Raw genomic sequence first — 23,451 nt, 5'->3', positions numbered from 1 at the left:
CGAGGTTTTTATTATGATGGAGTTATCTAGACATCCGACCACTTACCCCACCCGCTATCAGCAGATCGCCGCACAGCTGGAACAGGAGCTGCGCACGCAATACCGCTGCGGCGACTACCTGCCTTCGGAACAGCAGCTGGCCGAACGTTACCAGGTCAATCGCCACACCCTGCGCCGCGCGGTGGATCAGCTGGTAGAGCGCGGCTGGCTGCAGCGCCGCCACGGCGTCGGCATCCTGGTGCTGATGCGGCCTTACGATTACCCGCTGCACGCCAACACCCGATTCAGCCAGAACCTGTTCGAGCAGGGCAGCCACCCCACCAGTGAGCGCTTACTCGCTGTCTTGCGCCCGTGTAATGGGCATGTTGCCAGCGCGCTCTCGCGTGAAGAAGGCGAAATGGTGATCCACCTGCGCACCCTGCGCCGCGTCAACGGCGTGCCGATGAGCGTGATCGACCACTATCTGCCCGATCTGGAGTGGTGGCCGGCGCTGCAGCAGTTCCACAGCGGTTCGCTGCACCAGTTTATCGAACAGCACCTCCGGCAGCCGCTGGCCCGCCGCCAGACGCGCATCAGCGCGCGCCGCGCGCAAGCCAAAGAGAGCCGGCTGCTGGAGATCGCTACCCACGCGCCGCTGCTGTGCGTGCGCACCCTTAACGTCCGCAGCGGCGGCGAAGACGTGGCGGAATACTCCGTCAGCCTGGCCCGCGCCGACATGATTGAACTGACGATGGAGCACTGAATGCACGCCTTAAAGTCGAGACAACGCTGGATGTCGGTGCTGGCGCACAGCCGGCCCGAGCAGCTGCACAGCCACTGGCAGGCGCTGAACCTCAGCCCGGGTTACCGCAGCATCCGCGCGCCGGAGATCGGCCTGGCCCAGCTGCAGGGGCGCATGGGCGCCACCGGCCGCCGCTTCGTGCTGGGGGACATGACCGTCACCCGCGCGGTAGTGCAGCTGGACAACGGCGGCTACGGCTACAGCTATATCGCCGGGCGCGACAAGGCGCACGCCGAGCTGTGCGCGCTGGCCGATGCGCTGCTGCAACAGCCGGAACACGGCGAACGCCTGCAACAACAGCTGATCGCGCCGCTGGCCGCGCTGCAGCACGAACAGCGCCAGCTGCGCGCCCGGGCGATCGCCGCCAGCCGGGTGGACTTCTTTACGCTGGTGCGAGGGGATTAAGCCATGAGTTTATTGACCGGTTTTGAGCAACCGATAGACCAATCGCAGCACGCTTTCCGTTTGATTCTTAAAGCCTTAAGCGAACCGGGCCATCGGGTGACGCTGACGAACGGCCCGGCCTGGGCGCCGCTGAACGCCGCCAGCACCGCCGCGCTGCTGACGCTGGCCGATCAGGAAACGCCGCTGCAGCTGTGCGCTGCGCTTAAAAGTGAGCAAGTGCTAACAAACATTCGTTTTCACAGCGGCGCGCCGCTGGCCGCCACGGCGCAGGAGGTCTGTTTTGCCCTGTTCGATGAGCACGTGCAGGCCGCCGATCTGCAGGCGTTGCCGCACGGCACTGAAATCTCGCCGGAATGCGGCGCCACGGTCATCGTGCAGCTCGCTGAGCTGGAGAACGGCGCCGCGCTGCGCCTGACCGGCCCCGGCATCGAGAGCCAACGCCTGATAGCGCCGCGCCTGCCGCCGGCGCTGCTGGATTATCTCGTCAACCGCCCGCAGCGCTTCCCGCTGGGGCTGGATATCTTGCTGACCTGCGGCGATCGCCTGCTGGCGATCCCGCGGACCACCCGCGTGGAGGTGTGCTGATGTACGTAGCGGTAAAAGGGGGCGAAAAAGCCATTGAGGCCGCCCATCAGCTGCAGGAACAGCTGCGGCGCGGCGACGAGGCGCTGCCGGCGATCGGCGCGGAACAAATCGAACAGCAGCTGGGGCTGGCGGTGGATCGGGTGATGACCGAAGGCGGCATCTACGATCGCGAGCTGGCGGCGCTGGCCATCAAACAGGCCAGCGGCGATCTGGTGGAGGCGATCTTCCTGCTGCGCGCCTATCGCACCACCCTGCCGCGCCTGGCGGTCAGCGAGCCGCTGGCCAGCGAAAACATGCGGCTGGAGCGGCGCATCTCGGCGGTTTACAAGGACTTGCCCGGCGGGCAGGTGCTGGGGCCGACCTACGACTACACCCACCGGCTGCTGGACTTCGCGCTGTTGGCGGAAGGCGAGGCGCCGCGTGCGCCGCAGGCCGACGAACCGCTGCCGGACAACTGCGGCCACGTGTTTGATCTGTTGTGTCGCCAGCAGCTGGCGCGGGAGGAACAGGACGACGGCAGCGCGCCGGACGACATCACCCGCAACCCGCCGGTTTACCCCTGCTCGCGCTCGGCGCGCCTGCAGCAGCTGGTGCGCGGCGACGAAGGTTTTCTGCTGGCGCTCGGCTACGCCACCCAGCGCGGCTACGGCCGCAACCACCCGTTCGCCGGCGAGATCCGCACCGGCCACGTTTCGGTGGAGATCGTGCCTGAAGAGCTCGGTTTCGCCATCGATATCGGCGAAATCCTGCTGACCGAGTGCGAAATGGTCAACGGCTTCGTCGATCCAAAGGACCATCCGCCGCACTTCACCCGCGGTTACGGGCTGGTGTTCGGCCGCGCCGAACGCAAGGCGATGGCGATGGCGTTGGTGGATCGCGCATTGCAAAGCCCGGACTACGGCGAAGGCGTCGCCGGCCCGGCACAGGACGAAGAGTTCGTGCTGGCCCACGCCGACAACGTCGAGGCCGCCGGCTTCGTCTCCCACCTCAAGCTGCCGCACTACGTCGACTTCCAGGCCGAACTGGAACTGCTCAAGCGGCTGCGGCAGGAATACAGCGAGCGTCAGGAGGCCCGCGATGAGTGAAGTATTGACCGGCTATAACCTCGGTTATCTGGACGAACAGACCAAGCGCATGATCCGCCGCGCCATCCTCAAGGCGGTGGCGATCCCCGGCTACCAGGTGCCGTTCGGCGGCCGCGAGATGCCGATGCCCTACGGCTGGGGCACCGGCGGCATTCAGCTCACCGCCAGCGTCATCGGCCGCGCCGACGTGCTGAAGGTGATCGATCAGGGCGCCGACGACACCACCAACGCGGTGTCGATCCGCCGCTTCTTCCAGCGCGTCGCCGGGGTGGCCACCACCGAGCGCACGCCGGAGGCCACGCTGATCCAAACCCGCCACCGCATTCCGGAAACCGCGCTGCGCGAAGACCAGATCCTGATCTATCAGGTGCCGATCCCGGAGCCGCTGCGCTTTATCGAACCGCGCGAAACCGAGACCCGCAAGATGCACGCGCTGGAGGAGTACGGCGTGATGCAGGTGAAGCTGTATGAGGACATCGCGCGCTACGGCCATATCGCCACCACCTACGCCTATCCGGTGAAGGTCAACGATCGCTACGTGATGGATCCGTCGCCGATCCCGAAATTCGACAACCCGAAAATGCACATGATGCCGGCGCTGCAGCTGTTCGGCGCCGGGCGCGAGAAACGCATCTACGCCCTGCCGCCGTTCACCAAGGTGGAGAGCCTGGACTTCGACGACCATCCGTTCAGCGTGCAGCAGTGGGACGAACCCTGCGCGCTGTGCGGCTCGCGCCACAGCTATCTGGACGAGGTGGTGCTCGACGATCGGGGCAACCGCATGTTCGTCTGTTCGGACACCGACTACTGCCGGCAGCAGCTGGCGCAATCTTCGCAAGAGGCGCAGCACTGATGACTTCCACCCCTTTGAGCACCACCCCGCTGCTGTCGGTGAACCGGCTCACCCACCTGTACGCCCCCGGCAAGGGCTTCAGCGACGTGTCGTTCGATATCTACCCCGGTGAAGTGCTGGGCATCGTCGGCGAATCCGGCTCCGGCAAAACCACGCTGCTGAAATCGATCTCGGCGCGGCTGGCGCCGCAGCGCGGGCAGATCCTTTACCGCCCGCAGGCGGGCCAGGAACACGATCTGTACGCCATGGCGGAGAGCGATCGCCGCCGCCTGCTGCGCACCGACTGGGGCGTGGTGCACCAGCATCCGCTCGACGGGCTGCGGCCGCAGGTCTCCGCCGGTGGCAACATCGGCGAGCGGCTGATGGCTATCGGCCAGCGCCACTATGGCGACATTCGCCGCCAGGCCGGCCAGTGGCTGGAAGACGTCGAGATCCCACTGTCGCGCCTCGACGATCTGCCGACCACCTTCTCCGGCGGCATGCAGCAGCGGCTGCAGATCGCCCGCAACCTGGTCACCCACCCCAAGCTGGTGTTTATGGACGAGCCGACCGGCGGGCTGGACGTGTCGGTGCAGGCGCGCCTGCTCGATCTGCTGCGCAACCTGGTGGTGGAGATGCAGCTGGCGGCGGTGATCGTCACCCACGATCTCGGCGTGGCGCGGCTGCTGGCCCACCGCCTGCTGGTGATGAAACAGGGCGAAGTGGTGGAGAGCGGCCTGACCGACCGGGTGCTGGACGATCCGCACCACCCCTACACCCAGCTGCTGGTTTCTTCGGTGCTGTCGTAACCCAAGGCGATAACAGATGACTATGCAAATCCGAGTTGAACATCTCAGTAAAACCTTTGTGCTGCACCAGCAGTACGGCACCCGCCTGCCGGTGCTGCACGACGCCAACCTGACGGTCCACGCCGGCGAATGCGTGGTGCTGCACGGCCACTCCGGCAGCGGCAAATCCACCCTGCTGCGCTCGCTGTACGCCAACTACCTGCCGGACAGCGGCCATATCTGGATCAACCACCAGGGCGACTGGCTGGACATGGTCAGTGCCGATGCGCGCCAGATTCTGGCGGTGCGCCGCCATACGCTGGGCTGGGTCAGCCAGTTCCTGCGGGTGATCCCGCGCATCAGCGCGCTGGAGGTGGTGATGCAGCCGCTGCTGGAACAGGGCGTCGAGCGCGCCGAATGCCGCGAACGCGCCGAAGCGCTGCTCGCCGCGCTCAACGTGCCGCAGCGCCTGTGGCCGCTGGCGCCGTCCACCTTCTCCGGCGGCGAACAGCAGCGGGTGAACATCGCGCGCGGCTTTATCGTCGATTACCCGATCCTGTTGCTGGATGAACCGACCGCCTCGCTCGACAGCCGCAACAGCGCGGCGGTGGTGCAGCTTATCGAACGCGCCAAGGCGCGCGGCGCGGCGATCGTCGGCATTTTCCATGATGAAGGCGTCCGCCGACAGGTCGCCGACCGGCTTTATGACATGCAGGCGCCGCAGGCGCTGGAGGCCCTCTGATGATCGTCAATAACGTTAAGCTGGTGCTGGATGACCAGGTGGTGCAAGGCTCGCTGGAGATGCAGGACGGCGTGATCCGCAGCTTCGCCGACGGCCCAAGCCGGCTGCCACAGGCGCTGGACGGCGACGGCGGCTGGCTGCTGCCGGGGCTGATCGAGCTGCATACCGACAACCTGGACAAGTTTTTCACCCCGCGCCCGAACGTCGACTGGCCGGCCCATTCGGCGATGAGCAGCCACGACGCGCTGATGGTGGCTAACGGCATCACCACGGTGCTGGACGCGGTGGCGATCGGCGACGTGCGCGACGGCGGCCACCGGCTGGAAAACCTGCAGAAGATGATCGACGCGGTGATCCACAGCCAGCGCGCCGGGGTGAACCGCGCCGAGCACCGGCTGCACCTGCGCTGCGAACTGCCGCACGAGAGCACCCTGCCGCTGTTCGAACAGCTGATGGACAAGCCGGGCGTGTCGCTGGTGTCGCTGATGGACCACTCGCCGGGCCAGCGCCAGTTCGCCTCGCGCGAAAAGTATCGCGAATATTATCAGGGCAAATACCACCTCAACGACCAGCAGATGAGCGAGTACGAGGAGCAGCAGGTCGCCCTGTCCGCCCGCTGGGCCGCACCGAACCGCGAGGCGATCGCCGCCCACTGCCGCGCGCGCCGCATCTCGCTGGCCAGCCATGATGACGCCACCGCCGCCCACGTGGCGGAATCCTGCGCGCTGGGCAGCGCCATCGCCGAGTTCCCCACCACCGAGGCGGCTGCCCGCGCTTCGCACCAGCAGGGCCTGCAGGTGCTGATGGGCGCGCCGAACATCGTGCGCGGCGGTTCTCACTCCGGCAACGTGGCGGCGCACCACCTGGCGGCGCTGGGGGTGCTGGATATCCTCTCTTCCGATTATTACCCGGCCAGCCTGCTGGACGCGGCGTTTCGCCTCGCGGCGGACGAGCGCAACGCCTACGATCTGCCCCAGGCGGTGCGCATGATCACCCGTAACCCGGCGCGGGCGCTGGATCTGCAGGATCGCGGCACCCTCGCCGAAGGATTGCGGGCGGATCTGGTGCTGGCACGGCCGCACGGCGAGCACGTTTACGTGCAGAACGTGTGGCGCCAGGGCAGGCAGGTGTTCTGATGGCGCGGCTCATCTATCTGATGGGGCCTTCCGGCGCAGGCAAGGACAGCCTGCTGGCCGCGCTGCGGGCCGACGCCGACCGCGCGCCGCTGGTGGCGCACCGCTATATCACCCGGCCGGCGGACGCCGGCTGCGAGAATCACATCGCGCTGAGCGAACCGGAATTTCTGCGTCGCCGCGCCAAGGGGCTGTTCGCGCTCGACTGGCAGGCGCACCAGCAGCGCTACGCGTTTGGGATCGAGGTGGATCTTTGGCTGCTGCAGGGGATCGACGTGGCGGTCAACGGTTCACGCGCCCACCTGCCGCAGGCGCAGCAGCGCTACGGTGCGCAGCTGCTGCCGGTGTGCCTGCAGGTCAGCGCCGCAATCCTGCGCCAACGCCTGCAGGATCGCGGGCGAGAAGGCGCCGAGCAGATCGCGCAGCGGCTGGCGCGGGCGGCGGAATATCAGCAGAGCCTGCCCGCCGGCTGCCGGGTGCTGCACAACGACGGCCCACTCGACGATACCCTGGCGGCGCTGCTGGCGCTGCTGCCGACCTCTACCCGACAAGCTCAGGATGCGACGCTATGAACGACTTTGCCCAGCCGAAAATCGGCGACAACGTGACCCTTAACCGCACCCGGCTCGGCCAGTATGTGCACCTGGCCGACGATGCGATCCTGGAAGAGGTGGAGATGGGGGACTACTCCTACACCGCCGGGCACAACCAGATCTTTTACGCCACTATCGGCAAGTTCGTTTCCATCGCCTCCTATGCGCGCATCAATCCCGGCAACCACCCGACCTACCAGCGTATCGCGCAGCACCACTTCACCTACCGCGCTTCCGAATACGGGCTGGGGGAAGACGACGCGGCGTTCTTCGACTGGCGGCGCGAGCACCACGTCACCGTCGGCCACGACGTGTGGATCGGCCATAACGCCATCCTGATGCCGGGCGTCAGCGTCGGCAACGGCGCGGTGATCGGCAGCGCAGCGGTGGTCACCAAGGACGTGGAGCCTTACAGCATCGTCGCCGGCGTGGCGGCTAAAAAGATCGGCATGCGCTTCGACGATGCGCTGATAGAGCGTATCGAACGCAGCCAGTGGTGGCACTGGGATCACGCCACGCTGCAGGCGCGGCTGGCGGATTTTCGCGACATCAACCGCTTTGCCCAGAAGTACCTTTAACGGAGGGGGGGAGCGATGCAACTGACCTTTCTCGGCACCGGCGGCGCACAGCAGGTGCCGGCGTTCGGCTGCGACTGTTTGATCTGCCAACGGGCGCGGCGCGAGCCGGCATTTCGGCGGCGAGCGTGCAGCGCCATGCTTAACTATCAGGGAGAAACGACCTTATTGGATGCGGGATTGCCGGCTTTGGAGCGGCGATTTTCGGCGGGGCAAATTCAACGTTTTTTACTGACACATTACCACATGGATCACGTTCAGGGGTTATTTCCTTTGCGTTGGGGGTGCGGAAATTCCATTCCGGTGTATGGCCCGCCGGATGAACAGGGCTGCGACGACCTGTTCAAACACCCCGGCATTCTGGCGTTTCAGCCGCCGCTGGCGCCCTTCACCACCGTCGAGCTGGGCGGCATGCGCATCACCCCGCTACCGCTGCAACACTCCAAACTGACCCACGGCTATCTGATCCAGGCGGGGGGCGCTGCGCTGGCCTACCTGACCGACACCGTCGGCCTGCCGCCGGCCACCGCCGACTATCTGCAGAACGTGGCGCTGGATCTGCTGGTGCTCGATTGCAGCCTGCCGCCTCAGCCGCAGACGCCGCGCAACCACAACGATCTGACCCGCGCGCAGGAGACGCAGCGCTTGCTGCAGCCCAAACGCACGCTGCTAACGCACATCAGCCATCATCTCGATCGATGGCTGCTGGACAACGAGCTGCCCGCCGGGCTGGAGCTGGCGTTCGACCACCTCAGCGTCAGTCTCGGTAGCAGTGGAGCCGATCCGACTCCAACACCCTGACCCCTTCGCCCGGCGTAAACGCCTGCTGCAGCAGCGTTTGCGCCACGTCTTTGGCGGAGACGGCGCGCCATTTGCCGGGCAGCAGCCTGAACAGCGGCAGCGTGAGGCGCTCCATCAGGCGCGGCGCAGGGCGTTCCCCCACCAGCATGGAAGGCCGCACCAGCGTCAGGCGCGGCCAGTGTTGTTCGCGCAGCGCCTGCTCCATCTCGCCTTTGGTGCGGTTATACAGGAAGGTGGAATGCGCATTGGCACCCAACGCGCTCACCACCAGACAGTGCTGCGCCCCCAACCGGCGACCGGTCAGCGCGCTCTCCACCACCAGTTGGTAATCGACGTAGCGGAAGGCATCGGCGCTGCCCGCTGCCTGGCGGGTGGTGCCCAGGCAGCAGAACACCAGATCGACCGGCTGCTGCAGGCCGCTCAGCAGCTCGAACAGCGCATCGCCGACCGGATTGGTCAGCTTGCCGTGCGGCGGCAGCGGCGCACGCGTCGGCGCCACGATGGCCGTTACCTGCGGATCGCTTTGCAACAGCTGCAACAACTCGCGCCCCACCAGCCCGGTTGCGCCGACTAACAGTGCTCGCGCCATGCAATCTCCCGTTGTAATCAATACGTCGACTTAAAGTATAGACCGCGCCCAATGCAGCTTCTTGCCGAAGCCGAGGGTGTTGTCGGTCATCTTCACCTCATGCAGATCCAGCCGCCATACCGAGGCCTTCATCGCCCTGGCGATCGGGAAGCGCTTGCAGTAACGCGCGCGCGCCGCCTCGGCCTCTTCGCCGCTCAGCAGCACCGCCTCGGCGCGGTACTGCACGCCGCGGATCAGCGCGATGCTTTTCGGTTTCGGCGCGATGGTGCCGACCACCCGGCTGTTGTTCAGCATCAGCCCGCCGTGGCGGGTGTGCGGTTCGGTCATCAGCCACAGCGCCATCGTCGCGGCGTCGAACACGTAAAAACAGTTGGCGCACCACATGTCGAGACCGTCGCCGGCGCACAGCGTCAAGACATGTTGTTTGCCGATGAAATCCGCAATCTGTTGCCATTGTTCTGGGGTATTCAAGGTTACTCGCCTCCCGGTTCACTCACTTCATCTTACCCTGCGTTGTTGAAGCGAGTCACAAATAACGATAATCATCAAAAACCACGCATGAATACAAATACATCAATTGTGAATTTTTATTTATTTTTCACATAAATCAGATTGATAACATAAAAAATACAAGACGGATTTATTTGATCGTTATGTAGCCGGTTATTTGGCCGCTTTTTTTATTCCTTTCAGAGCGGCATTGAAATTAAGCGATTAAGGCCCGCGAGCATTAGCAATTCATTTACATGCCAATCTCTGCGCCAGGATGATAGTTATGCAACATATTGCATAACCGGTGAATAGTTATTTATCAAAACCGGCATTTATGTGACTATCATCACAATTTTTGGCGCATCTTGCGTTAAAATAGCGCCATCTTTTCACTCAGCAAGGTGGATTAGAAAATGGAAAACAATAACCGAAAAATGGCGCACATCAGGCGCACAACCCATATTATGATGATGGCTCATCGCAGCTGCTTTAGCTTCGCATTCTTCAACTACAGATAACCCTCACCCCTCGCTCTTACGCCGTTGTTAAGAGTGTCTTTGCGTTTCACTTTATTCTCCGCACTCCGGTGATAATGTCTTTCCCTCGCAAACCGGGAAGGGCGCGCAATACATTTTTAATACCGTCAAAGAGCCTCCAAGAAAAATAAAACAAAGAACACAGTTAATGTCTTAGGGCATCGCTGGGTTCTCGTACACCTTTATTTTCGTGAGGGCGTTAGCGGCAAATGGAATTATTTGCCGACGGCGCGCCTTTGCCTGAAGAATGAGAAAAATGAAAAAATTAAAAATTGCCGCCAACACCCAAACCCTCGGCTGCTTTGAAACTGAACGCGACATCGTCGATGTGCACCACAGCGATTTCAATGACGTCGCCGCCATCGTGCTGTCGGTAGAAGACGTCGCGCAAGGCATGGTGGCGCGCATCGAAGAGCACGGCCTGAACATTCCGCTGTTCGTCGCCGTCTGCTGCGAAGAAGAGCTGGATAACGCCGTCTTGCCGGCGCTGCACGGCGTGTTTGAACTGTGCGGCAAGAATACCCAGTTCTACGGCAAACAGCTGGAGGCCGCCGCCGCCAAATATGAGAGCGAGCTGCTGCCGCCGTTCTTCAACACGCTGACGCAGTACGTGGAAATGGGCAACGCCACTTTCGCCTGCCCCGGCCACCAGGGCGGCGAGTTCTTCCGCAAACATCCGGCGGGCCGCCAGTTCTTCGACTTCTACGGCGAAACGCTTTTCCGCTCCGACATGTGCAACGCCGACGTCAAACTGGGCGATCTGTTGATCCACGAAGGCGCGCCTTGCGCGGCGCAGCAGCACGCCGCCAAGGTGTTCAACGCCGACAAGACCTACTTCGTGCTCAACGGCACCTCGGCCTCGAACAAGGTGGCGACCAACGCCCTGCTGACGCGCGGCGATCTGGTGCTGTTTGACCGCAACAACCATAAATCCAACCACCACGGCGCATTGATCCAGGCCGGCGCCACGCCGGTGTATCTGGAAACCGCGCGCAACCCGTTCGGCTTTATCGGCGGCATCGACGCGCACTGCTTCGACGAGCGCTACCTGCGCCAGCAGATCCGCGAAGTGGCGCCGGAACGCGCCAACGAAGCCCGCCCGTTCCGCCTGGCGATCATCCAGCTCGGCACCTACGACGGCACTATCTACAACGCCCGTCAGGTGGTCGACAAGATTGGCCACCTGTGCGATTACATCCTGTTCGACTCCGCCTGGGTGGGCTATGAGCAGTTCATTCCGATGATGAAAGACTGCTCGCCGCTGCTGCTGGAGCTGAACGAGAACGATCCCGGCATCATCGTCACCCAGTCGGTGCACAAGCAGCAGGCCGGTTTCTCGCAGACCTCGCAGATCCACAAAAAAGACAAGCATATCAAGGGCCAGAGCCGCTACTGCAACCACAAGCGCTTCAACAACGCCTTTATGCTGCACGCCTCCACCAGCCCGTTCTATCCGCTGTTCGCCGCGCTGGACGTCAACGCCAAGATGCACGAGGGCAAGAGCGGCCAGCGCCTGTGGCAAGAATGTGTGCGCGTGGGCATCGAAGCGCGCAAAATGCTGCTGGATACCTGCACGATGACCAAACCGTTCGTGCCGGATCAGATCGACGGCAAGCCGTGGCAAGCCTATGACACCGCGGCGATGGCCAACGATCTGCGCTTCTTCAACTTCGTGCCCGGCGAAAAATGGCACGCTTTTGAGGGCTATGCCGAATCGCAGTACTTCGTCGATCCGTGCAAACTGCTGCTCACTACGCCGGGCATCGATACCGCGACCGGCAGCTACAGCGAGTTCGGCATCCCGGCGACCATTCTGGCCAACTACCTGCGCGAAAACGGCATCGTGCCGGAAAAATGCGATCTCAACTCGATCCTGTTCCTGCTGACGCCGGCGGAAGACATCGCCAAGATGCAACACCTGGTGGCCCTGATCGCCCGCTTCGAGAAGCACATCGAGCAAAACTCCCTGCTCAGCGAGGTGCTGCCTGCGGTCTATAAAAACCACCAGCAGCGCTACAAAAACTACACCATCCGCCAGCTGTGTCAGGAAATGCACGACCTTTACGTCAGCTATGACGTTAAAGAACTGCAAAAAGAGATGTTCCGCAAAAGTTATTTCCCACGCGTGGTGATGAATCCGCAGGACGCCAATACCGAGTTTGTTCGCGGCAACGTGGAATTGGTCTCGCTGGCCAAGGCCGAGGGCCGCATCGCCGCCGAAGGCGCCCTGCCTTACCCTCCTGGCGTGCTGTGCGTCGTGCCCGGTGAAATTTGGGGCGGCGCCGCACAGCGTTATTTCCTGGCATTGGAAGAAGGCATCAACTTATTGCCGGGATTCGCGCCGGAATTGCAGGGCGTTTATATCCAACAGGATGAGGACGGCTGGAACCGCGCTTACGGCTACGTCATGAAAAATTAATCACCTTACGGGGCGGCGATTATTCTCGCCGCCCGGATCGCATCCTAAAAGAGAAAATGATCATGAGTAAGTCCAACAATAAAATGGGGGTCGTGCAATTAACGATCCTGACCGCCGTGAATATGATGGGTTCCGGCATAATTATGCTGCCGACCAAGCTGGCCGAAGTGGGCACGATTTCGATCGTTTCCTGGCTGGTGACCGCCGTCGGCTCGATGGCGCTGGCCTACGCCTTCGCCAAATGCGGCATGTTCAGCCGTAAATCCGGCGGCATGGGCGGCTACGCCGAATACGCCTTCGGTAAATCAGGCAACTTCATGGCGAACTACACCTATGGCGTTTCGCTGCTGATCGCCAACATCGCCATCGCCATTTCCGCCGTCGGCTACGGCACCGAGCTGTTCGACACCACGCTCAGCCCGCTCGGTATCTGTATCGCCACCATCGGCGTGCTGTGGCTGGCGACCGTCGCTAACTTCGGCGGCGCGCGCATCACCGGCAAAATCAGCGGCATCACCGTCTGGGGCGTGATCATTCCGGTGGTGGGCATCTCGGTCATCGGCTGGTACTGGTTCAGCGGCAGCGCCTACGTCGCCGCCTGGAACCCGCATCAGGTGCCGACCTTCGAAGCCATCGGCGCCTCGATCTCAATGACCTTGTGGGCGTTCCTGGGGCTGGAATCCGCCTGCGCCAACACCGACGTGGTGGAAAATCCGGAGCGCAACGTGCCGATCGCCGTACTGGGCGGCACCCTCAGCGCGGCGGTGATCTATATCGTTTCGACCAACGTGATCGCCGGCATCGTGCCGAACATGGATCTGGCCAACTCCACCGCCCCGTTCGGGCTGGCGTTCTCCCACATGTTCAATCCGACGGTCGGCAAGATCATCATGGCGTTGATGGTGATGTCCTGCGTCGGCTCGCTGCTCGGTTGGCAGTTCACCATCGCCCAGGTGTTCAAATCCTCCGCCGACAGCGGCTTCTTCCCGAAAATCTTCTCCAGGCTGAGCAAGGCCGACGCGCCGGTTAAAGGCATGCTGACCATCGTCGTCATCCAGAGCGGTTTGTCTCTGATGACCATCAGCCCGTCGCTGAACAAGCAGTTCAACGTGCTGGTGAACCTGGCGGTGGTGACCAACATCATCCCTTACATCCTGTCGATGGCGGCGCTGGTCATTATTCAAAAAGTGGCGAAGGTGCCGGACAACAAGGCGCGCATCGCCAATATCATCGCCGGCATCGGCGCGCTGTACAGCTTCTATGCGCTTTACAGCTCCGGTGAGGAAGCGATGATGTGGGGCGCCATCGCCACCTTCCTCGGCTGGACGCTGTACGGCATCGTCTCGCCGCGCTTCGAGCTGGCGGGAAAAAAGGGGTAAAGCGGTAAGGCTCCGGCGGCCGGGGATGGGATTGTGACGGCGAACATGCCATCATACGCCGACCCTGGCCACCGAAACGGCGTACGATGACCGACACTACCCCCACTCCCTGGCACCTCTACATGCTGCGTTTACCGAGCGGCATGCTGTATACCGGCATCACCACCGACGTGGCGCGCCGCCTGGCGCAACATCAAGCCGGCAAAGGCGCCAAGGCGCTGCGTGGTAAAGGGGAGCTGACGCTGGCGTTTCACTGCCAGGTGGGGGATCGCTCAACGGCGCTGAAGCTGGAATACCGCGTCAAACAGCTGAGCAAAATACAAAAAGAGCGGCTGGTGAATCACCCGCCGCTGTCGCTTGAGTATTTGTTGCCTGATTAACACGTGTCAGTAAAGTGTTATCCCTTCTATTTCAAACTGCCTGGACGGCAGTGAACCGCGGACGCTGCTCACGTCCAAATCTATGCCCTTTCTAAGCTGCCTATGCGGCAGTGAACTGGAACAGCGGTTACAACATCTGGGGGGAGTGTTTCTAAGCTGCCTGTACGGCAGTGAACTCGCGGGGCATATACGGGCGTGGTGGCGAACTTTTCTAAGCTGCCTATACGGCAGTGCACATCGCTATAACGTGCAGCATATCGGCATTGACTTTCTAAGCTGCCTGTACGGCAGTGCACCGTCGAAGTGAAGGATGTTCCTGTCGTTTTTTTTTCTAAGCTGCCTGTACGGCAGTGCACACGGCCCCGGCCTCGGGGGCACCAACGCCCACTTTCTAAGCTGCCTGTACGGCAGTGCACCGTTGAATCTTAGCGCTAATCATCTGATTGTTGGAAGAAAATCGGTATATCTTTTAAAAAACCCTTTTTCAAAGCGTCTAAAAACATCACATAAAATCAAGAAATTATGTAAATCACTCAAAAAAGGGTTCGGCAACCAAGAACTGAGTAAAAAGGCATTGCTGCATTTTTAGGGGCGATTATTGAGTTCCCTGTTTGGTGTCACCATCCGCTTCACTCAGACACATAGACACCACAGAAGAGCTGAACTGCCAACTCAAACAGCTGAGCAAAATACAAAAAGAGCGGCTGATGAATCACCCGCCGCTGTCGCTTGAGTATTTGTTGCCGGTGGTTAAAAACGATTAAACGGCGCCGAAAAAGCCACTTCGCCGCTGACGCCATTCAGAGCGTCTTGCGCCAGCGGATACACCTGGAATGCGCTTTCCGTGTCAGGCCAGCGACAATTCAGGCCATAGGCGGCGGCCGGTTTGAAACCGAAGCGGCCGTAATAGGCCGGATCGCCCAGCACCACCACCGCGGCGTAGCTGAATTCGTTCAGCGAATCCAACCCCTCGTACACCAGCTTTTCAGCCAGCCCCTGACGGCGCAGGCTTTCATCTACCGCCAGCGGCGCCAGCGCCACCCATTGGCGGTCTTCGCCGGCCACGTCTACCGGGCTGAACGCGGCATAACCCACTACGCCGCCTTCGTCGTCAGTGGCGACCACGCCCAGCGTCAGCAGGCCGTCTTCGCGCAGCTGCTGCACCAGGTCGGCTTCTTCATCTCGGCCAAAGGCGCGGCGCAGCAAGGCATCGATACCCGCCGCGTCTACCGGGATCTCTACGCGGATCAGCATGATGTCGCCACACGGGAAGCCGACGCCGTGCCCTCCTGCAGCCCTGCTTCAACAAAATCAGCCAACTGCAACAGCCCCATGCGCAGCGGCGCAGGCATGCTTTCCAGCTCAATGGCGTCCATCAAATTTTTCACATACAGGCCCAATTCGGTATCCCCTTCAATCTGCAGCCGACGCTGAAAGAACAGCGTATCCGGATCTTGCTTACGCGCCGCGATCAGGATCAGATCGTTGGCGTCGCCGCTGAAGCTGACGTCCGCTTCGGCGTGCTGGCTGACCACCAGTTTGTCGTTTTCTACCGTCATAAACCATTGTAGCGCCAGATCGCGAACTTCGATCTTTAACCAGCGCGATTCGAGAAATACCAGATCGCCATCCGCCAACGCCTGGCGGAACTGCCAGCTCAGCACCTGTTGCAGCAGTTGGCGCTGCAGAGCGAACGGCGTGAATTTCAGCGGGATGCGCAGCAGCGACGGCCCCTGGCGCACAAGACGTGCTCGTAGTTGTTCCAACACGGTCATCCACTCCTTTCAATACGGACTACCGCTATTTTGCCACACTGACGCGCGGCTTCAGCGGTCTATATCAACAAATAGTGCATTTCACCGCCATGTTTATCAATACGCCATAAGCTGCCTCAAATCAAAACCCGTGCGCGCCCCTTTGCCTAAAATGGTCTCCCCGATTCGCGTTTGCCGGCGGAACACCGTCGTCGGCAACCTTTAAAGACAGCGTGCGCCCGGCCGGGCGTACGGCTAAGCCAGGATAAATCTATGGAGCTGCTTTGTCCCGCCGGCAACCTGCCGGCCCTGAAGGCCGCGGTGGATAACGGCGCCGATGCCGTTTACATCGGGCTGAAAGACGATACCAACGCGCGCCACTTCGCCGGCCTCAACTTCACCGAGAAAAAGCTGCAGGAAGCGGTCGATTACGTGCATCGCCACGGCCGCAAACTGCATATCGCCATCAACACCTTCGCCCATCCCGACGGCTACGCCCGCTGGCAGCGCGCGGTGGATATGGCCGCCCAACTGGGCGCCGACGCGTTGATTCTGGCGGATCTGGCGATGTTGGAATACGCCGCCCAGCGCTACCCGCAGCTGGAGCGCCACGTTTCGGTGCAGGCTTCCGCCACCAATGAGGAGGCGATCCGTTTCTACCAGCGCAACTTCGAGGTCGGCCGGGTGGTGCTGCCGCGGGTGCTGTCGATGCACCAGGTGAAACAGCTGGCGCGCACCAGCCCGGTGCCGCTGGAAGTGTTCGCCTTCGGCAGCCTGTGTATCATGGCCGAGGGACGCTGCTACCTCTCCTCCTACCTGACCGGCGAGTCGCCGAACACCGTCGGCGCCTGTTCGCCGGCGCGTTTCGTGCGCTGGCAGCAAACCGCACAGGGCATGGAGTCGCGCCTGAACGACGTGCTGATCGACCGCTATCAGGACCACGAAAACGCCGGTTACCCGACGCTGTGCAAGGGCCGCTATCTGGTGGACGACGTGCGCTACCACGCGCTGGAAGAACCCACCAGCCTCAATACCCTGGAGCTGCTGCCGGCGCTGCTGGCCGCCAACATCGCTTCGGTGAAGATCGAAGGCCGCCAGCGCAGCCCGGCTTACGTCAGCCAGGTGGCGCGCGTCTGGCGCCAGGCGATCGACCGTTGCCAGGCCGATCCGGCCGCCTACCGCGCCGACGCCGCCTGGATGGAGACGCTGGGCGCGATGTCCGAAGGCACCCAAACCACGCTGGGCGCCTATCACCGCAAATGGCAGTAGCCGGAGGAAACATGAAATACGCACTCGGGCCGGTACTCTACTACTGGCCGAAAAACGACATCGCAACGTTCTATCAACAGGCGGCGGACAGCAGCGCCGACATCATTTATCTCGGCGAGAGCGTCTGCGCCAAGCGCCGCGAGATGAAGGTCGGCGATTGGCTGGCGCTGGCGCGCGAAATCGCCCGCAGCGGCAAACAGGTGGTGATCTCCACGCTGGCGCTGCTGCAGGCGCCGTCCGAACTGAATGAGCTGAAACGCTATGTGGAAAACGGCGAGTTCCTGTTTGAAGCCAACGATCTGGGCGCGGTCAACATGGCGGCGGAGCGCGGCCTGCCGTTCGTCGCCGGCCATGCGCTGAACTGTTACAACGCCTATACCCTGCGCCTGCTGCGCCGTCAGGGCATGATCCGCTGGTGCATGCCGGTCGAGCTGTCGCGCGACTGGCTGGCCAATCTGCTGACGCAGTGCGACGAGCTGGGCTTCCGCCACGACTTCGAGGTGGAGGTGCTGAGCTACGGCCATCTGCCGCTGGCCTATTCGGCGCGCTGCTTCACCGCCCGCTCGGAGAACCGCGGCAAGGACGAGTGCGAAACCTGCTGCATCAAGTATCCGCAGGGCCGCATGATGCGTTCGCAGGAACAACAGCAGGTGTTCGTACTCAACGGCATCCAGACGATGAGCGGTTACTGCTATAACCTCGGCAACGAGCTGCCGAACATGCAGGGGCTGGTGGACATCGTGCGGCTGTCGCCGCAGGGCGCCGAGACGCTGGCGCAGATCGATGCCTTCCGCGCCAACGAGCGCGGCGAACAGCCGCTGGCCTTGACCGACCATGCCGACTGCAACGGCTACTGGCGCCGCGTGGCGGGGTTGGAATTGGTGGGATGATGGAGGCCGCCGCCGGGCTTTCCCTCGCCTGAGGGGCCTTTCGCGCCATTATTCAGCTGGCCTCCCGCGAGGAGAATGCGCCCGAAACCACACATCGGGCGCATTCAGCCAGAACAACGGCAGGCGATTACCCTTTCAACGCAATTCGCTGTAATGACTGCCACAGGCGTTCTTTATCGCCAACTTTCAGCTGGGTTTGTTCCAGGGATTTCATAAGAACAAACCTGTCGTTAAAGCGCTCGCCTTTCTTCAATTTATTGCTGACGCTGGTCAAAATCTGGGTATTCAACCGGCTGATTTTCGCCCTCACACTGTCCAGCGATTCAGGCTGCCAGCCGTTTTCCGGTGCCGCCAGCCAGTCTGCCCGGTAGCGATACTGAATCGCTTTGGCCGCATCCATTTGCGCCTGTATAAAAGGAGCCACCGACTTGCCATCCAATCCCAATGCTTCCGCCTCGCGGACTGAGTTGGCCAATACGTTGGCCTCCTGAGGCAAGTCCTCAATGGCCAGATGGTTGTTTGCCTTATACCCGGCAACGTCTTTCATGTAAGACAATCGCTGGTTAATCAATGAGGCGGTCTCCTCGGTTTGAATAGGCTTTGCCACCGCCGTGATAGATAAAAATAATCCAGCCAAAAGCAGCAACCCTCTCGTCACTTTAAAATCCATTTAATCTCTCCTGTCACAGCCCGGTTGGCAGTGGTTTTTGGCTCGCAACGAAATTCGCTATGCGTGCATAATCTTTTGCCACCGCCGGATGTTTGCGCCCGGGAAGAAACTCGAAGCTGCAGCGCTCGCCGTCTTTCACTAACTGCGACGCCAGATTCCTGACATTCAACCTTGGGTTATCCTCTATGCGCTGGAAGATCTCTTTCTCAAGATCGGTACTGTCTGGCTCCGCCCGCTCCTCGCGGCTGCCTAATAGCAGCGACAACCAATCAATACCGTTGGCGAGCCTGACGTCGCCTTCGGGCAGCACCGCGCCATTCGCCCACCAGAGCGAAGGGCTGGCGGCAACATAACGCTGAAAAGCCGTATGATGATTAAATGCCACATACAGGGTGAAATGTCCGCCAAACGAATGTCCCGCCAGCGTTTGCATTTGCTTATTGACCTTAAAACGACATTCGACCCACGGTTTGACGACATCCTGAATAAATCGATAAAATTGCTCCGCTCCGCCCCCGTCTTTAAAGCGCTCGCTGCCATCGCTCACCGTATAGTCAAATGTGCGAGCCGCCTTAATATCTATCCCCTCCTGATAACCGATGCCAATATAAAGCACAGGGGATACATCATCACCGTGACAACCCGCCTTAATGAGGGTCTCAAAGTGTCTGTTGGCATCTAAAAAATACAACGGATTTAATTCGTTGCACCCAACATGCCGTTTATCGCATGCCAGGAAGACCTTATATTTTTGTCCATGATATTCAAACAGAACCGTTTGAACGCTTAATTTACCCGTCATACATCATGCTCCTTCATATTTACTACATAACGGTACCTATCTGAAACATCCCGTTTACAGACCAATCTCATGACCATGAGCGAGCAATCCATTTAATTATCCTGCAATTAATGATTTCCACACGCTAAGATCGTAACGCCCGAGGAGTTCGTCACACACATCAACAATTAAGAAAACTTAATCATTTTGGGCGAAATAGAAATATAACAATTAAAATTGGATAAGCAATGTTCTATCCCGGCAAATATCACTTTTGGCTAAATAGTCGAATGGTTATTTTTTAGGGATGATAAGTTTGAAAGAATTAGGAATAGCCTTATCAAAAAGAGCACATAACACTGCAACACAAACAGGCGTGATTGAAGGTGTGCGTGATTGTGGCGGGCCAGACCGAATATCAAGAAGGGGTTGCTGCGTGCCGTTAGCGAGTAGAGTTTATGCGCGGCCGAAACCAGATTGCCGGGTTGTGGTCGCTTTGCGTTATCCCCGCCGGCCGCAGGGATAACGCAATAACCCATTGGATTAATTATCTTTTGACGTCACCGGGAAAGGCATCAATGCCTCCCCTTACACCCGCCGCTTCCTGAACATCCCGCGCAGCGCCACGCTGTTGCGCAAGAAGGCCACGCCGAAGCCCAGCAGGGTGTAGACCACGCCGAGTATCAACATCATCACCACGTCGCCCCACACTTCATTCAGCGACAGCCCCATCTGGTTGACGCCGGCGATCGCCTTGGTGCCCCAGGTGGAGGGGATGCTGTACGAGATGGCGCGCACCCAGGCCGGCATCGACTGCAGCGGCCAGATGGTGCCGGACAGGTAGAAGACCGGCGTAGTGATGAACGCCAGCGTCAGGTAGATCATCTCGACGCTGCGCAGGCACTCGGTCACCAGCTTGCCCAGCCCCAATACCGCCAGCAGGAACGGGAAGGTCAGCAGCAGCAGCTCGGCAATGTTCGCCGTCTGCCGATAACCCAATACCCACGGCCACAACACGAACAGCACGATCGACAGGAACAGCCAGATCGGCAGCAGCGCCGTCAGCCCTCCGAGGTGCGCCGCCAGCGGCGCTTTGCCGCCGGGCATGCTCTTCATGGCGATATTGACGCGGATACAGGCGATCAGCAGCGAGTGCTGCAACAGCATCACCAGCAGGCCGGGGAAGATGATCGCCGCAAAGCTGATGCCGGGGTTGAACACGTCCAGCGTTTGTCCCAGTATCGGCGTCAGCAGTATCTGCGCCTGCCGTTCGCTGAAGCCGCTGCGCAGCAGCAGCCCGTTGTTGTACTCCGTCAGCAGTTGCTGATAGGCCGCCACCACGTCTTGTTGGATCTGGCCGTTGGCCAGGCGGTTGGTGGCGTCGCCGTAGACCGGCACCACGATGTTCTGCCCGCTGAGGATCTTCTTCTCCAGATCCACCGGCATGATGATCACCGCAAACAGCTTGCGCCAGCTGAGATCGCGCTGCGCCTGTTCCAGGCTGTCGTAGGTTTCAATCGCTATCTTGGACGTGGCGTCCAGCTGGCGGATCAGCTGCCGGCTGGCGGTGCTGTGATCCTGATCGACCACCCCCACCGGCAGATCCCAGACCGTGCGGTTGGCATACACCAGGCTCATGATGCACAGCGACAGGATCAGCATCAGCCACACCGGCCGCTCCAGCATGCCGAGCAGCACTTTAACGAAGGTTTGCCAATAGAGCTTCATCCGGCGTTCCCCTCTTTTGCCAGCCGCGCCGGCAGGCGATTGCGCACCAGTAGCGCGGCCACCAGCGGATAGATCGCCAGCAGCGCGCACACGCTGAAGATGGCGCTGGCGTGCACCTGGCGCAGGAACACGTCAAACATCGCGTACAGCGCGTGGGTCAGCGGTTCGATGTTGGAAATGATGCGCGCCGGCAGCGGCATCGACAGCTCAGGCACCGCCATGCCGGAGAAGGTCATCGCGATACTGACCAAAATACCGATCAGGCTGTACGCGGTGATGGTGCTGCCGGTAAAGGTGTACAGCAGCAGGCCGATGCTCTGCGCCGCCATCACGTAGAACAGGCCGATCATCAGCATAAACAGGGGATTGCCGCTGACGCGGGCGTCAAAGATGCCCACCAGCGCCGCGATCTCGACCATCAGCAGGGTGGTGAAACACAGCGTGTACGGCGCCAGCTTGCCGAGCAGCGCCAGGCTGAACGGCTTGGCCTGCAGCAGCGACTTGCTGCGCGCCAGCACGTAGATCATGCAGGTCACCGCGAACAGCTGCAGCAGATGGATGGTGGCGGCGAACTGCTGGTAATAGATATAGCTGCCGCTGGCGTTGAACAGGCTGCCGTAGGAGAGCGTCACGTCCGCCAACGGCGGCAGCGTCTTGCCCATCTCGGTGGCGATGATGCTGCGGGTGCTGGCGTTGATTTCGTTCATCAGGCCGCCAAAGTCCTGGGTGGAGTACAGCCCGGCGCCGTAGAACAACGCATTGTAGTACATCACCACGCTCGGCTGTTTGCCCGACAGCGCGTTGGCCTCAAGATCCGGCGGGATATACAGCAACGCGTAATCCTGCGCGCTGCGCAGGCGGCTCAGCGACTCCGGCAACCCGCCGCCGTAAGCCTCGACGTGGGCGTGCGAACCGGCGTCCAGCCGCCGCGTCAGCGATTTGGACAGCGGGCTGTGATCGCTGTCCACCACCGAGACCGGCAGATCGAGCAGCGTGCCTTCGGAGAAGTTGCTGCTGATCAGCGCAAACAGGATCAGCGGAAAGATCCAGCTCAGCCAGTGCACCACCGGGCTGCGAAAGGCGACGCGACATTCTTTGTCGAACGCGTGACTGAAGCAGCGCCAGCCGGCCCTTACTCTTTCCATTGCCATAAGGTGCTCATCCCCGGACGCAGGCCGTCCACCGGCTGTGACGGATACAGGCGCACTTCGAAGGTTTTCAGGTCGAAGTCGCCGGTGGCGCGGGTGGCGCGTTTGGTGGCGTAATCCCCCAGCGGCGCGATGTAGCGCACCTCGGTGTCGATCATTTTGTCCTTCAGCGCCGGCACCCGCAGCTTGACCTTGTCGCCTTTGCGCACGTGGGCCAGGATGTCTTCACGCAGGTTAAACACGAAGTAGGCGTCCGGCACCCGGATCAACGTCACCAGCGGGCTGCCGGCGTTCAGCAATTCGCCCACTTCGGCCGGGATCGGCCCCACTTCGCCGTCTACCGGCGCTTTTACCTGCAGATCGTCACTCTGCGCCTGGATCTGCAGCAGGTTCTCTTCCGCCGCCCGCAGCGCCGCCGCATATTGCTGCCGCTGCTCGACCCGATCGCCGTTGATGCCTTCATCCAGATTGGCCTTGGCGGCCTGCACCTGTTGGAAGGCGGTGTCGCGCGACCGGCGCGAAGCGTCCAGTTCGGACTTCGAGATATAGCCCTTGCCGGCCACGCTCAGGTTACGGTTGTAGTCGTTTTGCGCATTGCGGTACTGCGCCTCGGCCTGCGCCAGGTTGGCGCGCAGGTTGCGGATGCTCTCTTCACGGGTGCCGTGCAGCGACAGCTCAAGCTGCGCCTTGGCCTCGTCGCGCGTCGCCTGTGCGGAACGCAGCTGCGCCATCAGCTCGGGGCTATCAAGTTGAATGATCAGTTGGCCGCTTTTCACGTCGTCGCCGCGTTCAATCAGGCGTTCAACGACCCGGCCTTTCGCCTTGGATGCAACGATCACTTCGGGGGCATCCACTTCACCCTGCAGCAACAGATCCTGATTGTGCGCGCGGAACAGGATCGCCAATGCGATCGCCGCCAACATCAGCAACAGGGTAAACAGCGTCTTTTTTTTCATTATGTCAGCTCCCGGAACGGTAAGCGGCGGGCGGGGATAATCATTTCCATGTCTCAAATTGCTCCAAAAAACACCATTGCACTCATGAGGATATCACAAGCACATATCTCCTCTTTTATAACTATAAATTGGATTATGCT

The 23,451-nt window shown here is 61.1% G+C and carries 26 protein-coding genes; 17 read left to right on the top strand and 9 right to left on the bottom strand.

What is annotated here, in order from left to right:
• Nucleotides 1-13: 13 nt before the first annotated feature.
• From phnF to phnP, 11 genes are read left to right on the top strand one after another with little or no spacing between them, the layout of a single operon-like run.
• Nucleotides 14-742, top strand: a complete 729-nt coding sequence (gene phnF / locus IMX17_RS15045) for a phosphonate metabolism transcriptional regulator PhnF (RefSeq protein ID WP_046898001.1) — start codon at nucleotides 14-16, stop codon at nucleotides 740-742.
• Entirely contained in the window at nucleotides 743-1,186 is a 444-nt protein-coding gene (gene phnG / locus IMX17_RS15040) for a phosphonate C-P lyase system protein PhnG (protein WP_193549909.1), read from the top strand.
• Nucleotides 1,187-1,189: 3 nt separating this feature from the next.
• Complete coding sequence (gene phnH / locus IMX17_RS15035) at nucleotides 1,190-1,771, top strand: phosphonate C-P lyase system protein PhnH (RefSeq protein WP_193549908.1); 582 nt, start codon at nucleotides 1,190-1,192, stop codon at nucleotides 1,769-1,771.
• Nucleotides 1,771-2,856, top strand: coding sequence for a carbon-phosphorus lyase complex subunit PhnI (locus IMX17_RS15030; protein ID WP_047572955.1), 1,086 nt, complete (start codon nucleotides 1,771-1,773; stop codon nucleotides 2,854-2,856). The genes phnH and IMX17_RS15030 overlap by 1 nt, the downstream gene beginning before the upstream one ends.
• On the top strand, nucleotides 2,849-3,709 hold the full coding sequence (locus IMX17_RS15025) for an alpha-D-ribose 1-methylphosphonate 5-phosphate C-P-lyase PhnJ (RefSeq protein ID WP_016929301.1): 861 nt from the start codon (nucleotides 2,849-2,851) through the stop codon (nucleotides 3,707-3,709). Before IMX17_RS15030 ends, IMX17_RS15025 begins: the two co-directional genes overlap by 8 nt.
• Entirely contained in the window at nucleotides 3,709-4,497 is a 789-nt protein-coding gene (phnK, locus tag IMX17_RS15020; protein WP_033636845.1) for a phosphonate C-P lyase system protein PhnK, read from the top strand. The genes IMX17_RS15025 and phnK overlap by 1 nt, the downstream gene beginning before the upstream one ends.
• A gap of 16 nt (nucleotides 4,498-4,513) precedes the next feature.
• A complete protein-coding gene (gene phnL, locus IMX17_RS15015) occupies nucleotides 4,514-5,218 on the top strand; it encodes a phosphonate C-P lyase system protein PhnL (RefSeq protein WP_193549907.1) in 705 nt (234 codons plus the stop codon).
• Nucleotides 5,218-6,354, top strand: coding sequence for an alpha-D-ribose 1-methylphosphonate 5-triphosphate diphosphatase (gene phnM / locus IMX17_RS15010; protein WP_015376433.1), 1,137 nt, complete (start codon nucleotides 5,218-5,220; stop codon nucleotides 6,352-6,354). The genes phnL and phnM overlap by 1 nt, the downstream gene beginning before the upstream one ends.
• The gene (gene phnN, locus IMX17_RS15005) at nucleotides 6,354-6,923 is read left to right on the top strand and encodes a ribose 1,5-bisphosphokinase (protein ID WP_193549906.1); all 570 of its coding nucleotides are present in this window, start codon (nucleotides 6,354-6,356) and stop codon (nucleotides 6,921-6,923) included. The genes phnM and phnN overlap by 1 nt, the downstream gene beginning before the upstream one ends.
• Nucleotides 6,920-7,522: a DapH/DapD/GlmU-related protein gene (locus IMX17_RS15000; RefSeq protein WP_015376431.1), complete on the top strand. Its 603-nt coding sequence runs from the start codon at nucleotides 6,920-6,922 to the stop codon at nucleotides 7,520-7,522. Before phnN ends, IMX17_RS15000 begins: the two co-directional genes overlap by 4 nt.
• A gap of 15 nt (nucleotides 7,523-7,537) precedes the next feature.
• Entirely contained in the window at nucleotides 7,538-8,320 is a 783-nt protein-coding gene (gene phnP, locus IMX17_RS14995) for a phosphonate metabolism protein PhnP (protein ID WP_193549905.1), read from the top strand.
• Here the strand turns inward: phnP and IMX17_RS14990 are convergent.
• Together IMX17_RS14990 and IMX17_RS14985 are read right to left on the bottom strand one after the other, a co-directional pair.
• On the bottom strand, nucleotides 8,277-8,909 hold the full coding sequence (locus tag IMX17_RS14990; protein ID WP_193549904.1) for an NAD(P)H-binding protein: 633 nt from the start codon (nucleotides 8,907-8,909) through the stop codon (nucleotides 8,277-8,279). The two genes, phnP and IMX17_RS14990, sit on opposite strands and share 44 nt — an antisense overlap.
• Nucleotides 8,910-8,939: 30 nt before the next feature.
• Nucleotides 8,940-9,380, bottom strand: coding sequence for a YhbP family protein (locus tag IMX17_RS14985; protein WP_193549903.1), 441 nt, complete (start codon nucleotides 9,378-9,380; stop codon nucleotides 8,940-8,942).
• Nucleotides 9,381-9,814: 434 nt separating this feature from the next.
• Between IMX17_RS14985 and speFL the strand changes: the two genes are divergently transcribed.
• The 4 genes from speFL (at nucleotide 9,815) to IMX17_RS14965 (ending at nucleotide 14,115) form a co-directional block, all read left to right on the top strand.
• The gene (gene speFL, locus IMX17_RS14980) at nucleotides 9,815-9,919 is read left to right on the top strand and encodes a leader peptide SpeFL (RefSeq protein WP_004933443.1); all 105 of its coding nucleotides are present in this window, start codon (nucleotides 9,815-9,817) and stop codon (nucleotides 9,917-9,919) included.
• A gap of 274 nt (nucleotides 9,920-10,193) precedes the next feature.
• Entirely contained in the window at nucleotides 10,194-12,356 is a 2,163-nt protein-coding gene (speF, locus tag IMX17_RS14975; RefSeq protein ID WP_193549902.1) for an ornithine decarboxylase SpeF, read from the top strand.
• Nucleotides 12,357-12,418: 62 nt separating this feature from the next.
• Nucleotides 12,419-13,735 (top strand): putrescine-ornithine antiporter, encoded by a 1,317-nt coding sequence (gene potE, locus IMX17_RS14970; protein WP_015376426.1) that lies wholly within the window; start codon nucleotides 12,419-12,421, stop codon nucleotides 13,733-13,735.
• 86 nt (nucleotides 13,736-13,821) lie between these two features.
• Nucleotides 13,822-14,115 carry a GIY-YIG nuclease family protein gene (locus IMX17_RS14965; RefSeq protein ID WP_193549901.1) on the top strand — a complete coding sequence of 98 codons (294 nt, stop codon included), beginning with the start codon at nucleotides 13,822-13,824 and terminating at the stop codon, nucleotides 14,113-14,115.
• 750 nt (nucleotides 14,116-14,865) lie between these two features.
• Here IMX17_RS14965 and IMX17_RS14960 read toward each other — a convergent pair.
• Both IMX17_RS14960 and IMX17_RS14955 read right to left on the bottom strand, forming a co-directional pair.
• On the bottom strand, nucleotides 14,866-15,369 hold the full coding sequence (locus IMX17_RS14960; protein ID WP_193549900.1) for a GNAT family N-acetyltransferase: 504 nt from the start codon (nucleotides 15,367-15,369) through the stop codon (nucleotides 14,866-14,868).
• Nucleotides 15,363-15,884 (bottom strand): SCP2 domain-containing protein, encoded by a 522-nt coding sequence (locus tag IMX17_RS14955; protein WP_193549899.1) that lies wholly within the window; start codon nucleotides 15,882-15,884, stop codon nucleotides 15,363-15,365. The genes IMX17_RS14960 and IMX17_RS14955 overlap by 7 nt, the downstream gene beginning before the upstream one ends.
• 258 nt (nucleotides 15,885-16,142) lie before the next feature.
• Here IMX17_RS14955 and IMX17_RS14950 point away from each other — a divergent pair, with 258 nt between their 5' ends.
• Nucleotides 16,143-17,138, top strand: a complete 996-nt coding sequence (locus tag IMX17_RS14950) for a peptidase U32 family protein (RefSeq protein ID WP_016929314.1) — start codon at nucleotides 16,143-16,145, stop codon at nucleotides 17,136-17,138.
• 11 nt (nucleotides 17,139-17,149) lie between these two features.
• Nucleotides 17,150-18,028 carry a U32 family peptidase gene (locus IMX17_RS14945; RefSeq protein WP_046897988.1) on the top strand — a complete coding sequence of 293 codons (879 nt, stop codon included), beginning with the start codon at nucleotides 17,150-17,152 and terminating at the stop codon, nucleotides 18,026-18,028.
• A gap of 127 nt (nucleotides 18,029-18,155) precedes the next feature.
• Here IMX17_RS14945 and IMX17_RS14940 read toward each other — a convergent pair whose 3' ends face one another.
• The 5 genes from IMX17_RS14940 to IMX17_RS14920 form a co-directional block, all read right to left on the bottom strand.
• A complete protein-coding gene (locus tag IMX17_RS14940) occupies nucleotides 18,156-18,698 on the bottom strand; it encodes a chorismate mutase (RefSeq protein ID WP_193549898.1) in 543 nt (180 codons plus the stop codon).
• Nucleotides 18,699-18,711: 13 nt separating this feature from the next.
• Nucleotides 18,712-19,500, bottom strand: a complete 789-nt coding sequence (locus IMX17_RS14935; protein ID WP_182265168.1) for an alpha/beta hydrolase — start codon at nucleotides 19,498-19,500, stop codon at nucleotides 18,712-18,714.
• Between the two features lie 567 nt (nucleotides 19,501-20,067).
• On the bottom strand, nucleotides 20,068-21,207 hold the full coding sequence (locus IMX17_RS14930) for an ABC transporter permease (protein ID WP_097102906.1): 1,140 nt from the start codon (nucleotides 21,205-21,207) through the stop codon (nucleotides 20,068-20,070).
• Entirely contained in the window at nucleotides 21,204-22,358 is a 1,155-nt protein-coding gene (locus IMX17_RS14925) for an ABC transporter permease (RefSeq protein ID WP_193549897.1), read from the bottom strand. Before IMX17_RS14925 ends, IMX17_RS14930 begins: the two co-directional genes overlap by 4 nt.
• Entirely contained in the window at nucleotides 22,340-23,311 is a 972-nt protein-coding gene (locus IMX17_RS14920; RefSeq protein ID WP_033638900.1) for an HlyD family secretion protein, read from the bottom strand. Before IMX17_RS14920 ends, IMX17_RS14925 begins: the two co-directional genes overlap by 19 nt.
• Nucleotides 23,312-23,451 lie beyond the last annotated feature (140 nt).

The sequence above is a fragment of the Serratia sp. X3 genome (assembly GCF_014982455.1).
GTDB lineage: Bacteria > Pseudomonadota > Gammaproteobacteria > Enterobacterales > Enterobacteriaceae > Serratia > Serratia ureilytica.
The sequence above is the reverse complement of the archived record's forward strand: the minus strand, read 5'-3'. Positions and strand labels throughout refer to the sequence as shown.